This window comes from Streptomyces sp. NPDC045678, assembly GCF_056432085.1.
In genome coordinates this window covers 1349709-1362188 of record NZ_JBWKJS010000001.1, presented here as the reverse complement: position 1 = coordinate 1362188, position 12480 = coordinate 1349709, and the positions used below count along the sequence as shown (strand labels likewise).

Annotated in this window: 12 protein-coding genes and 1 pseudogene; 6 read left to right on the top strand and 7 right to left on the bottom strand. The window is 71.8% G+C overall.

Annotation, left to right across the window (positions count from 1 at the left end; genetic code table 11):
• Position 1: 1 nt before the first annotated feature.
• Both AC07DO_RS06035 and AC07DO_RS06030 read right to left on the bottom strand, forming a co-directional pair.
• Positions 2-838 carry a hypothetical protein gene (locus tag AC07DO_RS06035; protein WP_479057382.1) on the bottom strand — a complete coding sequence of 279 codons (837 nt, stop codon included), beginning with the start codon at positions 836-838 and terminating at the stop codon, positions 2-4.
• Positions 839-843: 5 nt separating this feature from the next.
• On the bottom strand, positions 844-1560 hold the full coding sequence (locus tag AC07DO_RS06030) for a papain-like cysteine protease family protein (protein WP_479057381.1): 717 nt from the start codon (positions 1558-1560) through the stop codon (positions 844-846).
• A gap of 224 nt (positions 1561-1784) precedes the next feature.
• Here AC07DO_RS06030 and AC07DO_RS06025 point away from each other — a divergent pair, with 224 nt between their 5' ends.
• A complete protein-coding gene (locus AC07DO_RS06025; protein WP_479057380.1) occupies positions 1785-2744 on the top strand; it encodes a hypothetical protein in 960 nt (319 codons plus the stop codon).
• A 25-nt stretch (positions 2745-2769) separates the two neighbouring features.
• Here AC07DO_RS06025 and AC07DO_RS06020 read toward each other — a convergent pair whose 3' ends face one another.
• The gene (locus AC07DO_RS06020) at positions 2770-3195 is read right to left on the bottom strand and encodes a Rieske (2Fe-2S) protein (protein ID WP_479057379.1); all 426 of its coding nucleotides are present in this window, start codon (positions 3193-3195) and stop codon (positions 2770-2772) included.
• Between the two features lie 177 nt (positions 3196-3372).
• Here AC07DO_RS06020 and AC07DO_RS06015 point away from each other — a divergent pair, with 177 nt between their 5' ends.
• Complete coding sequence (locus AC07DO_RS06015; protein ID WP_479057378.1) at positions 3373-4323, top strand: carbohydrate kinase family protein; 951 nt, start codon at positions 3373-3375, stop codon at positions 4321-4323.
• A gap of 21 nt (positions 4324-4344) precedes the next feature.
• Here AC07DO_RS06015 and AC07DO_RS06010 read toward each other — a convergent pair whose 3' ends face one another.
• Positions 4345-5199, bottom strand: a complete 855-nt coding sequence (locus AC07DO_RS06010; protein WP_479057377.1) for a helix-turn-helix domain-containing protein — start codon at positions 5197-5199, stop codon at positions 4345-4347.
• 118 nt (positions 5200-5317) lie between these two features.
• Here AC07DO_RS06010 and AC07DO_RS06005 point away from each other — a divergent pair, with 118 nt between their 5' ends.
• Positions 5318-5893, top strand: coding sequence for a YceI family protein (locus tag AC07DO_RS06005; protein ID WP_479057376.1), 576 nt, complete (start codon positions 5318-5320; stop codon positions 5891-5893).
• Between the two features lie 60 nt (positions 5894-5953).
• On the opposite strand, the gene AC07DO_RS06000 is transcribed toward AC07DO_RS06005, so the two are convergent.
• Both AC07DO_RS06000 and uvrA read right to left on the bottom strand, forming a co-directional pair.
• Positions 5954-6742 (bottom strand): crotonase/enoyl-CoA hydratase family protein, encoded by a 789-nt coding sequence (locus AC07DO_RS06000; protein ID WP_479057375.1) that lies wholly within the window; start codon positions 6740-6742, stop codon positions 5954-5956.
• A 173-nt stretch (positions 6743-6915) separates the two neighbouring features.
• Positions 6916-10074 carry an excinuclease ABC subunit UvrA gene (uvrA, locus tag AC07DO_RS05995; protein WP_479057374.1) on the bottom strand — a complete coding sequence of 1053 codons (3159 nt, stop codon included), beginning with the start codon at positions 10072-10074 and terminating at the stop codon, positions 6916-6918.
• Positions 10075-10303: 229 nt separating this feature from the next.
• Between uvrA and AC07DO_RS05990 the strand changes: the two genes are divergently transcribed.
• Together AC07DO_RS05990 and AC07DO_RS05985 are read left to right on the top strand one after the other, a co-directional pair.
• Positions 10304-10987: a maleylpyruvate isomerase family mycothiol-dependent enzyme gene (locus tag AC07DO_RS05990; protein WP_479057373.1), complete on the top strand. Its 684-nt coding sequence runs from the start codon at positions 10304-10306 to the stop codon at positions 10985-10987.
• A gap of 10 nt (positions 10988-10997) precedes the next feature.
• On the top strand, positions 10998-11654 hold the full coding sequence (locus AC07DO_RS05985) for an MBL fold metallo-hydrolase (RefSeq protein ID WP_479057372.1): 657 nt from the start codon (positions 10998-11000) through the stop codon (positions 11652-11654).
• Between the two features lie 16 nt (positions 11655-11670).
• On the opposite strand, the gene aroQ is transcribed toward AC07DO_RS05985, so the two are convergent.
• The gene (aroQ, locus tag AC07DO_RS05980) at positions 11671-12138 is read right to left on the bottom strand and encodes a type II 3-dehydroquinate dehydratase (protein WP_479057371.1); all 468 of its coding nucleotides are present in this window, start codon (positions 12136-12138) and stop codon (positions 11671-11673) included.
• A gap of 83 nt (positions 12139-12221) precedes the next feature.
• Here aroQ and AC07DO_RS05975 point away from each other — a divergent pair.
• Positions 12222-12413, top strand: a pseudogene (locus AC07DO_RS05975) (LD-carboxypeptidase); the annotation flags it as partial.
• Positions 12414-12480 lie beyond the last annotated feature (67 nt).

Genomic DNA, 12480 nt, shown 5'->3' with positions numbered 1-12480 from the left:
GTCAGCCCCGCTGCCGGGCGCCGCGGCGCCGGACGAGTGCCGCTCCGGAGAGGCCGAGGGCGGCCAGGGCCCCCGCGCCCGCCAGCGACGAGGCGACCGTGACCGGGGCGCCGTCGTCCGTCTTCGGTGCCGGCGCGGGCTCCTCGTAGCCGCCCGCCTTGCCCGACTTCTCGTACGCGGAGCCCGGCAGCTTGTCGGCGTACGCCTTCCGCACGCGCTCGCGGTAGGCGGTGACCGAGGTGCCCTTCGCGCCCACGGCACGTATCGCGTCCTTGTCGAGGGGCAGCACGCGCGCGTGGGCGTCGTCCCGACCGTCAAGGACGTACCAGGCGTTGATCTGCGGCTCGTGGAAAACGGTGCCTTGAGGCGCCTTTTTCGCGCCCACGCGCGCGTAGTGGGTCTCGTCGTCCCCGGTGGCGATGTTCACGACCTGCCAGGCCCCGCCCTGCCGGACGGTCCAGAGGGACGCCTCCTGGCCGTCGGAGGAGACCGCCTTGCTGGCGAGGAACTCCAGGCGGGCGACAGGAGCGCCCTTCTTGCCCGCGACGAAGTCCGGCGAGAGGTAGTACACGGGCACGGTCTCGCCCTCGACGCGCGGGTCGGCCGCGGCCTTGGCGACCGCTCCCTCCCTGGCGAAGAAACGGGAGAGCGTGTCGAGGTTCTTCGGCGCCTCGGCCGCCCGGTGCGCGGCGTCCCTGGACGCGGCGGAGGGCGCGGCGGGAGCGGCGTCGGCGGAGGCCGCCGGGGCGGCGAGGCCCAGGAGCAGGGTGGCGGCGGTGCCCGCGAGCGCGGCCCTGACCAAGTGGCCCGGCAGCGGGCGGGAAAGGTGACGGGTCATCGCTCTCACGCCCCGATCCGGTAGAGCGAGTGGGTCCAGGAGAAGGTGTCGTTGTCGACGTACCAAGCGTGCGAGGCCCAGTTGTAGCGGTCGCTGGAGGGCCAGGGATCGCCCCAGTAGACCCAGCTGCTCGCGTCGTCGTAGCCGTAGAGGACGTGCATGTGGCCGCCGCCGTTGGACCACTGGATGCGGGTCTCGACCGGGCGGCCCGCGTCGATCTCGGCCTTCACGGTCGGATAGCGCAGCCAGCCGGTGACGTACGAGCCGGAGTTGATGCCCGCCCAGCGCAGGCCGTTCTGCACATTGCCGAGGGTGGCCTGGTTGTTGGGGCACTCGGTGTTCTGGCTGCGCCCGAAGGCGGCGTTGCAGAACTGGTTCTGGCTGTAGTTGCGGCCCAGGTAGGTCGCGATGGTGTTGCCGCCCGCGGCCCAGCACCAGTTGGTCTTCTGCTGGGCCTGCATGGTGATGTTCAGCCGTTTGGCGGCGAGGACGGACGGGCCGGCGGCGCCGTTGCCGCCGATGCCGGTGACGCTGTCGGAACCGGTGGTGGTGCCGCTCGCCGTGCGGGCCTCGGGCGCGGCCGACGTGGCGGGGGCGGGGTGGAGCGGTGCTGCCGTGGCCGTGGCCACCGGCGCGGCGAACAGGGCCGCCGTGATGACGGCGAGCGCGGAAAGACATCTCTGTCTGCCGGCGCCGCCGCTCCTGCTGTGTGGTGAGCGCATCGCGTTCCTCCCGTGCGGGTGGGGTGTGGAGGAGCGCGTCCGGACGCTGCGATTGAGCATCAAGTGTTGTCGGGTGCAGGTCAACACGCTTCAATGCGGAATTACTTGGGACGTGAACGGCGGCGTACGGATGTGAACGCGGGCCGTGCGTCCACCTGGCAGCCCGCCCCCACCGGCGCGAACGCCGGAACGGCAGATGTGAACGTTCACAGGAGGAGCCCGTTTTGCGGCACGGCACACCACTCGCGGCGGAACCCGGGCCCGAGGCGCCCGCGGACCTGGAGGCCGCCCTGCGCACCGGCCCCTTCCACCTCGCGCTGCGCACCGCCATCGCCGCGCGGCGGCTGCCCCTGCAGCGCATACGCCACCATCTGGTCCGGCACGGCGTCAACGTCGGCGTGACGAGCCTCAGTTACTGGCAGCAGGGCGCCCGCAGACCGCAGCGTCCCGAGTCCCTGCGCGCCGTACGCGCCCTGGAGGAGATCCTCCAGCTCCCGGAGGAGTCACTGATCAGGCTGCTCGTGCGGCCGGCGGAGCGCGCGGACCAGTCCCGGCCCGCCGCCCGCTCGTACCGTTCGCTCGTGGAGGCGTCCGACGTGCTGCGGTCCCTCCTGACCGACCTCGGCTCGCCGCTCGACGGGGGGCTGCACACCATCGGCCACCACGAACGGGTGCGGATCGGCGCGCAACGCGAGCTGCTCGGCCGCGAGTCGCAGCACGTCGTGCGCGCCCACCGGGACGGCGTGGACCGCTACGTGGCCATCCACCACGGTGATCCCGGCTGCGCCCCCGACCGCGTACGGGTGCTCGCCCTGGAGAACTGCCGCACGGGCAGGGTGCGCTGGCACAAGGGCACGGGGGTGCTGGTCGCCGAGCTGCTCTTCGACGCCCGGCTGCGCGCGGGCGACACGCATCTGTTCGGTTACGGCTTCGAGGACGGCACGGCCGGAGCCGCCACCGAGTACATGCGCGGCTTCACCTATGGGGGCGGGCAGTACGCGCTGCAGATCCGGTACGACGAGACGGCCCTGCCCGTACGCTGCCACCGCTTCACCCAGCACTCGGCGGCGGCCCCGCGCGGCGGCCGGCAGGAGCTGACGCTGAGCGGCAACCACCGGTCGGTGCACGTGGTCGAGCCGCAGGTGCGGGCGGGGATCCTGGGGATCGCGTGGGACTGGGAGTGAACCGGACCCGCGCGGGCAGCGGGGCTTACGCCTTCTTCGCCGGACCCGCGATGATCTTGCCGTTCGCCACCTTCACCGGCACTTCGGGGAGCGGCTCGTTGGCCGGCTCGTGCAGCACCTTGCCGTTGGTGGCGTCGAACTCACTGCCGTGACACTGGCAGATCAGCTTGTGCCCCTCCAGGTTCTGGATGGGGCAGCGCGCGTGGGTGCAGATCGTGCTGTACGCCTTGTACTCGTCGTCGGAGATCCGGCTGACCACGACATTGCTGTCCTTGTACAGCTTCGAGGCGCCCACCTTCACGTCGTCCGCCTTCCCGAGGTCCACCGGCGCGGTCGGCGCAGACCGGTTCGACCCGTCGCCGGAGGAACAGGCGGTGAGCCCGAGTCCGACGGCCGGGACGAGAGCGGCGGCCCGCAGCACGGTGCGGCGGGCGTGAGGGGTGCCGGACATGGTGTCTCCACAGGTCAGGAGGGCATCGGTGACGGATCAGACCATACCGGTGCACCACGTTCCGACCGGATCGGGCACGACCGCGCCCGAGTCCTGCCCGGTTCCGCACACCGCGCCGCACACGGCCTAGCCTGGGCGCGGCGAGCCCACCCGGACGGTGCCCGAGAGGAATGACCCGTGATTGTCGTCGCAGGAGAGGCCCTGATCGACCTCGTACCGCAGGACGCGGGCGGGGAGCCGGACGGTGACCGGCAGGCCGGCGGGGCAGGAGGCGCGGGGCTGCCCGCGCTCGCGCCGCGCCTCGGCGGCGGCCCGTACAACACCGCCGTGGCGCTCGGCCGGCTCGGCTCCCCCGTGGCCTTCTGCTCGCGGGTCTCCCGCGACCCGTTCGGCGAGGCGCTGCTGGACGGGCTGCGGGCGGCCGGTGTCGACGTGACGCCCGTGCGGCGCGGCCCGGAGCCGACGACGCTCGCCGTCGCCTCGATCGGCGCCGACGGCTCGGCCGGCTACTCCTTCTACGTCGAGGGCACGGCCGACCGGCTCTTCGAAGCGCCCGACCTGCTCCCCCACGGGGTACGGGCGATGTCGTTCGGCACCTGCTCGCTCGTCCTGGAGCCGGGCGCGAGCGCGTACGAGGAACTGATGCGGCGGGCGGCGGCGAGCGGCGTCTTCACGGCGCTCGACCCGAACGTACGCGCGGGTCTGATCCCCGACGCGGACGCCTACCGCACGCGCTTCAAGAGCTGGCTGCCGTCGGTGACGCTGCTCAAGCTGTCGCGGGAGGACGCCGACTGGCTGGGCGGCACCCCGCGCGAATGGCTGGCCGCCGGGCCCGCGGCCGTGGTGGTCACCCACGGCGGGGACGGTCTGTCGCTGTACACGCGGGACGGTACGGAGCTGCGCGTGCCCGGCGAGAAGGTCGACGTCGTCGACACGATCGGCGCGGGCGACACCGTCAACGCGGCGCTGCTGCACGGCCTTCGCGCGCGGGACGCGCTGTCGGACGGGGCGCTCGCCGGTCTCGGTGCAGAGGGCTGGACCGACGTGCTGCGGTTCGCGGCGCGCGCGGCGGCGCTCACGTGTTCCCGGGCGGGCGCGGAGCCTCCGTACGCGGCGGAACTGGCCTGACCGTCGCCGGTCGGTGTGCCGTCAGCCGTTGACGACGTGCAGGCCGCCGGGTCTGCGGCCGTTGAGCCGGTCAAGGGCGGCCGCGGTGGCGTCGTCGGCCGGTACGTAGACGATCAGACGCTGCGGGTCGGCGTCGGGCAGTGCCAGCGTCTCGTACTCGAGGCGGAGCGGGCCCGCGTCGGGGTGGATCATCCGCTGGGCACCGCTGCGGCGGGGCAGCACGGGCGCGCCGGTGAGCCGGTCGGCGAAGGGCGCGCCCGCGTCGACGGTCAACTCGTCGATGAAGCCCCGCACATGGGAGTCGTCGAGCATCGAATCGGTCTTCAGGTGTCCGACCAGGTCGTCGGCGAGCCGGTCCCACTCGGGGTGGGCGGCGCGGGCCCGCTCGTCGGTGAAGACGTACCGGGCCAGGTTGGGGCGCGCGCCGTCCAGGATGCCGAGGGGTTCCGCGATCCGCCGGTACCCGGTCGTGCAGGCCAGCACGTCCGCGAGACGGTTCAGCAGGACGGCAGGCGTGGGCTCCATGCTGTCCAGGATGGCGCGCACGGTGGGCCGGACCGACTCGGCCGGGGCGACGGCGGCCGGGCAGCAGGGGTCCACGCCGCTCTCCTTCTCCAGGCGGCGCAGGTGGACGCGCTCCTCGACGCGCAGGCGGAGCGCGTCGGCGAGCGCGCCGAGCACCTGGGCGGACGGGTGGCGGTCCCTGCCCTGTTCGAGCCGGGTGAGGTACTCGACGCTGATGCCTGCGAGGGCGGCGACCTCGGAGCGCCGCAGGCCGGGGGTGCGGCGGCGGGGGCCGGTCGGCAGGCCGACCTCGGTGGGCGTGACGGCTTCCCGTCGCGCCCGCAGAAAGACGCCCAGCTCGTTCTCGCTCACGACTCGTTCCCGCTCACGGTGCGAACGTATCAACGGTCGGGGCCGCGGATCGTGGCCCTGTCACTACCAGCCTCGGCTCGGCCTCCCTCGCGGCCGGACCGCGGCGCAGGGTGGACGCATGACTATCGAAACGACCGACACGTCCCCCTCCTCGTCCGCTCCCGCCCTGCCGCTGGCCGCCGGAGTCTGGGAGATCGATCCCCTGCACTCCGCCGTCAACTTCTCCATCCGCCACCTCGGCATCTCCAAGGTGCGCGGCCGTTTCGCCGACGTACGGGCCGAGTTGGTGGTGGGCGGGCGTGCCGAGGACTCCTCGGTGACGGCCACCATCGCCCTCGCCTCGATCGACACGGGCAACAAGGACCGGGACGCGCACGTGGTCTCCTCGGATCTGCTCGCCGTCGAGAAGCGGCCCTCGATGACGTTCCGTTCGACGCGGATCGCGGGTGCGGACGGGGAGTGGGTCATGGAGGGCGCGCTGACCATCGGCGACGTGACCAGGCCGGTGACGCTGGATGTGGAGTTCGGCGGCGTCGAGGGCTTCGCCGGCCAGGAGCGCAGGCACGCCGGGTTCGAGGCGTCGGGCGAGATCCGCCGCGGCGACTTCGGACTCGACTTCGCCCCGGGACTGCTCGGCGATGCCGTGAAGATCCAGCTGGACATGCAGTTCCTGGAGCCGGTCGCGGAGCGCTGAACGCGACCCCGTCCCTGGACTCGGGACTCGGGACTCGGGACTCGGGCCCTGTCCCTGGGCTCAGGACCGCCCTGTCCCCTGGGCCCGGCGCCCGTTGAACGCCCCGTGCCGCCCCGCCCCCGCCGCGAACCGTGCCGCTCCTTGTGCCGCCTCGGCCAGGGAGTGCAGGCCGTGCGCCAGCTCGCCGGCCATCGCCTCCTCCTCGGGCAGACCGCTCTGTTCGAGGAGGGAGAGCCGGTCGCGCCGCATGCAGGTCTGCGGGAACGCGGCGATCTCGGCGGCGAGGCGCTCGGCCGCCGCGCGCGAGGTGCCCGTGGGCACGGTCCGGTTGACCAGGCCCATGCCGAGCGCCTCCGCGGCGCCCACCGGGCGGCCGGTCAGGATCAGGTCCAGGGCGCGTCCCTCGCCGATCAGCCGGGGCAGCCGCACCGTCCCGCCGTCGATGAGCGGGACGCCCCAGCGCCGGCAGAACACCCCGAGGACGGCGTCCTCGTCGGCGACGCGCAGGTCGCACCAGAGGGCGAGTTCGAGGCCGCCCGCGACGGCGTGGCCGGAGATCGCCGCGATCACCGGCTTCGTCAGGCGCATCCGGGTCGGACCCATGGGACCGTCCCCGTCCTTGGTCACCTCGTTGCCGTCGGGGGTGCCGATGGCCTTCAGGTCCGCGCCCGCGCAGAAGGTGCCGCCCTCTCCCCACAGCACGGCGACGGAGGAGTGCGGGTCGGCGTCGAAGTCGCGGAAGGCGTCGGCGAGCGCACGGGCGGTGGGCCCGTCGACGGCGTTCCGCGCGGCGGGGCGGGACAGCACGATGGTGGTGACGGGGCCTGCGCGTTCGCTGCGTACCGGCATGGGGCAAGCCGACCATGGAACCGGGGCGCCGGACAAGGTGTGTTCGGGCCGCCCCTCCCCCGCGTACGACGACGCGCCCCGCCCCTGGTGAGGGGCGGGGCGCGTCGTACAGGGGCGCCGGCCGGATGCGGCCCGCGGAGGGCGGAGCGCTGCCGGCCGCGGTCCGACGCCGGTCAGGCCTTGCGGGCCCGGGTCGTCTTCTTCGCGACGGCCTTCTTCGTGGAGGCGGTCTTCTCGGCCGTGGCCTTCTTGGCGACGGTCTTCTTGGCGACGGTCTTCTTGGCGGTGGCGGCCGGCTTTGCAGCGGCTGCCTTCTTCGCGGCCGCGCCGGAAGCCGAGCCGGTACCCGTCCTCGCCGTGGCCGTCTTCCGCGTGGCCGTGGCGCTCGCCGCCACCACCTTCTTGGCGGTCGACTTCTTGGCGGCGGACTTCTTCGCGGGAGCCTTCTTCGCCGCCCCGCGCCCCCGCGCGGGCACCGCGTCACTGATCCGGTCCGCCGAGATGATGTCCCGCAGGAACTTGCCGGTGTGGCTGGCCGGGACGCCCGCGACCTCCTCGGGCGTACCTTCGGCGACGACCAGACCGCCGCCGTTGCCTCCCTCGGGGCCCATGTCGACGACCCAGTCGGCCGTCTTGATCACGTCGAGGTTGTGCTCGATGACGATGACCGTGTTGCCCTTGTCGACAAGGCCGGAGAGGACCGTGATCAGCTTGCTGATGTCCTCGAAGTGCAGACCGGTGGTCGGCTCGTCCAGGACGTACACGGTCCGGCCCGTCGACCGCTTCTGGAGTTCGGAGGCCAGCTTCACGCGCTGGGCCTCGCCTCCGGAGAGCGTGGGCGCCGACTGCCCGAGGCGTACGTACCCGAGGCCGACGTCGTGGAGCGTCCTCAGGTGACGGGCGATGGCGGGGACGGCCTCGAAGAAGTCGAGCGCCTCCTCGATCGGCATGTCGAGGACCTCGGCGATGGACTTGCCCTTGTAGTGCACGTCCAGCGTCTCGCGGTTGTAGCGCGCGCCGTGGCACACCTCGCACGGCACGTACACGTCCGGGAGGAAGTTCATCTCGATCTTGATCGTGCCGTCGCCGGAGCAGTTCTCGCAGCGGCCGCCCTTGACGTTGAAGGAGAAGCGGCCGGGCAGATAGCCCCGGACCTTCGCCTCCGTGGTCTCCGCGAAGAGCCTGCGGACGTGGTCGAAGACTCCCGTGTACGTCGCCGGGTTCGACCGCGGGGTGCGGCCGATGGGCGACTGGTCGACGTGCACGACCTTGTCGACCTGGTCGTCGCCGTCAACGCGCGTGTGGCGGCCCGGGACGGACCGGGCGCCGTTCAGCTCGCGGGCCAGGTGCGTGTACAGGATGTCGTTCACGAGCGTCGACTTGCCGGAGCCCGAGACACCCGTGACCGCGGTCAGGACGCCGAGCGGGAAGGAGACGTCGATGTCCTGGAGGTTGTTCTCGCGAGCGCCGTGCACCGTGAGCTGCCGGGAGGGGTCGGCCGGGCGGCGCACGTCCGGCACCGGGATGGCCTTCTTGCCCGACAGGTACTGCCCGGTGATCGACTTGTCGTTGGCGAGCAGCTCCTTCATGGAGCCGCTGTGCACGACCTTGCCGCCGTGCTCGCCCGCGCCGGGGCCGATGTCGACGACCCAGTCGGCGACCTTGATCGTGTCCTCGTCGTGCTCGACGACGATGAGGGTGTTGCCCATGTCGCGCAGGCGGACGAGGGTCTCGATCAGGCGGTGGTTGTCGCGCTGGTGGAGGCCGATCGACGGCTCGTCCAGGACGTAGAGGACACCGACCAGGCCGGAGCCGATCTGGGTGGCCAGACGGATGCGCTGGGCCTCGCCTCCGGAGAGGGTGCCCGCGGCGCGGTTCAGCGAGAGGTAGTCCAGGCCGACGTCGACCAGGAAGCGCAGGCGTTCGTTGACCTCCTTGAGGACCCGCTCGGCGATCTTCTTGTCGCGGGCGCCCAGCTTCAGTTCGGCGAGGAAGTCCGCGCAGTCGCTGATGGACATCGCGGAGACCTCGGCGATGGACTTCCCCATGACCGTGACGGCCAGGACGATCGGCTTGAGGCGGGTGCCCTCACAGGTGGGGCAGGGCACCTCGCGCATGTACCCCTCGAAGCGCTCGCGGCTGGCGTCGCTCTCGGCCTCGCTGTGGCGGCGCTTGACGAAGGGGACGGCGCCTTCGAAGGCGGTGGTGTAGACCCGCTCGCGGCCGTACCGGTTGCGGTAGCGGACCTCGATCTGTGTCTTGTGGCCGTTGAGCAGGGCCTTCTTGGCGCGCTGCGGGAGTCCGGCCCAGGGCATGTCGGTGGAGAAGCCGAGGGCGTCGGCGAGCGCTCCGACGAGCCTGCCGAAGTATTCCTTGGTGTGGCCGTGCGACCAGGGGTGGATGGCGCCCTCGTCGAGGGACTTGTCCTCGTCCGGGACGATCAGCTCGGGGTCGACCTCCATGCGCGTGCCGATGCCGGTGCAGTCCGGGCAGGCGCCGAAGGGCGAGTTGAAGGAGAAGGAGCGGGGCTCCAGCTCTTCGAAGGACAGGTCGTCGTACGGGCAGTAGAGGTGTTCCGAGTACATCCGCTCGCGCTCGGGGTCGTCCTCGGGGAGGTCGACGAAGTCGAGCACGACCATGCCGCCGGAGAGGCCGAGGGCCGTCTCCACGGAGTCGGTCAGGCGGCGCTTGGCGGAGTCCTTCACCGTGAGGCGGTCGACGACGACCTCGATGGTGTGCTTCTCCTGCTTCTTGAGCGTGGGCGGCTCGGAGAGCTGGATCGTCTGTCCGTCGACCCGCGCGCGGGAGTACCCCTTCGTCTGGAGGTCGGCGAAGAGGTCGACGAACTCGCCCTTGCGCTCGCGCACCAGCGGGGAGAGGACCTGGAAGCGGCTGCCCTCGGGCAGCTCGAGGACCTTGTCGACGATGGCCTGCGGCGACTGCCGGGAGATCGGGCGGCCGCACTCGGGACAGTGCGGCTTGCCGATGCGCGCGAAGAGCAGGCGCAGGTAGTCGTACACCTCGGTGATGGTGCCGACCGTGGAGCGCGGGTTGCGCGAGGTCGACTTCTGGTCGATGGAGACCGCGGGCGAGAGGCCCTCGATGAAGTCGACGTCCGGCTTGTCCATCTGGCCGAGGAACTGCCGGGCGTACGAGGAGAGGGACTCCACGTACCGCCGCTGGCCCTCGGCGAAGATCGTGTCGAACGCGAGCGAGGACTTGCCCGACCCGGAGAGTCCGGTGAAAACGATGAGTGAGTCGCGCGGGAGGTCGAGCGAGACGTTCTTGAGATTGTGCTCGCGCGCGCCACGGACGATGAGACGGTCGGCCACGCCGGTCCGCACCTTTCTAGAGAGAAGAGACAGGGGGCAGAACCCCCGTCGTTCACAGACTAGGGCGAGCCACTGACAACGCCGGGCCGCTTCCCTGGTTCCACATGCACAACAAACCCGGACCTTCAAGAATGCCCGATGCCACCATCGACCATATAGCACGCGTATTCGATTTGCGGCTGTCCGAGAGCTCTTCACCCGAACGTGTGGCGCAGCTATCGTCGACCGCATGATTGATCATGTGCGCGACCTGGCGTCTGTACGTGACGCGACCGACCGGCTGCTCAGCGCAGCGGCGAAACTGAACAACGATTCGACTGCCGCGCCGTCACGGCTCCCCGGCTGGAGCCGCGGCCACGTCCTCGCCCACCTCGCACGGAACGCGGACGCGCTGGTCAACGTCCTCGCCGGACGACCGATGTACGAGAGCGCGCAGGCCCGGGACGCGGACATCGAGCGGGACGCCCCGCGGCCGCTGACCGCGCAGCTGGAGGACGTGCGCGAGAGCGGCGCCCGCTTCCTGGCCGAGGGCGAGCGGCCCGCCGACTGGTCCCGCACCGTGGAGCTCCGCAACGGCGTCACGGACTCGGCGGCGCGAGTGCCCTTCCGGCGCTGGGTCGAGGTCGAGCTGCACCACGTCGACCTCGCGATCGGGTACGACCTCGAGGATCTGCCGGCGGAGTTCGTGCAGCGGGAGATCGCGTTCCTGACGGCACGCTTCTCGGGGAACCCCGACGTCCCGCCCGTACTGGTCACGGACGGCACGCACGCGTGGAGCACCGGCCGGGAGGGCAGTCCCGAAGTCACCGTCTCCGGGTCCGCGCCCGACGTGGTCGGCTGGCTCGCGGGCCGCCGCGACGGCACCGCACTCACGGCCGAAGGCGGCCTCCTGCCCGCCTTGCCCCCGCTATAGGCTGGCGCACATGACGTACAGCGGAGCGGTGAAGGTCGGCGGGCCCGCGGATGTGCACGAGCTGCCGGACCTGATGATTTCGAAGGTCGCGGTCGGGCCGATGGACAACAACGCCTACCTGTTGCGCTGCCGGGCCACCGGCGAGCAGCTGCTGATCGACGCGGCGAACGACGCCGAGACGCTGCTGACGCTGATCGGTGACGACGGCATCGCGTCCGTCGTCACCACGCATCAGCACGGCGACCACTGGCAGGCCCTCGCGGCCGTCGTCGGGGCGACACGGGCGCGGACGTACGCGGGCCGCGAGGACGCCACGGGCATCCCCGTCCCGACGGACGTCCTGGTCGACGACGGCGACACGGTCACGGTCGGCCGCGTCGCACTGACCGCGCGGCACCTGGTGGGCCACACCCCGGGCTCGATCGCGCTGGTCTACGACGACCCGCACGGCCACCCGCACGTGTTCACCGGCGACTGTCTCTTCCCGGGCGGCGTCGGCAACACGTGGAAGGACCCAAAGGCCTTCGCCAGCCTCATCGACGACGTGGAGACGAAGATCTTCGGGACGCTGCCGGACGAGACGTGGGTCTACCCCGGCCACGGCGGCGACACGACGCTCGGCGCCGAGCGCCCGCACCTCGCCGAGTGGCGCGCGCGGGGCTGGTGAGCCGGAGGGGTACGCGTCACGCCTGGCGGGCGGCCACCAGCGCCGCCACCCGCTCCACCGCGAACGCGTACCCCTGCACACCGCATCCCGCGATGACGCCGTCGGCGCGCTGCGAGACGTAGCTGTGGTGCCGGAACGCCTCGCGCTGGTGGATGTTGGAGATGTGCACCTCCAACACAGGCATGCCGTCGCAGGTGTTGAGGGCGTCCAGGATCGCGACGGACGTGTGGGAGTACGCCGCGGGGTTGATGACGATGCCCGCGTGGTGCTCGCGCGCCTCGTGGATCCAGTCGACCAGCTCGCCCTCGTGGTTGCTCTGCCGCGCGTCCACGGTCCCGCCGTGCGCGGCGGCCGCCTTGGCACACAGCGCCTCGACGTCGGCGAGGGTGTCCGTGCCGTAGATCTCGGGCTGGCGGCGGCCGAGGAGGTTCAGGTTCGGGCCGTTCAGGATCATGATCGGGGCGGTGGCGAGGCTGCGCGTCATAAGGGAGGTCTATCACGCCTCCCGCGCGCGGGAACGCCGCACTTGTGGATGCGCTCTCCGTAGGGCCCGCCTGCGCTCCCCGCATGATCGTCGACCCCGTGTACCCGCCCAAGCCCTCGCCGGGTGACCGCATCGCCGTGCTCTCCCCGTCCAGCGGGCTGCCCGCGCTTTTCCCGCTCCCCTACGAGCTGGGACTGGCACGGCTCCGCGAGGAGTTCGGCCTCGAACCCGTCGAGTACCCGACGACCCGCAACTCGTCATCCCCTATGGAGGAACCGTCCGTGTCGACGGCCCGGCGCGGCGCATCACGGTGACCTACTGAGACCGGCGCGGTCGCCATGC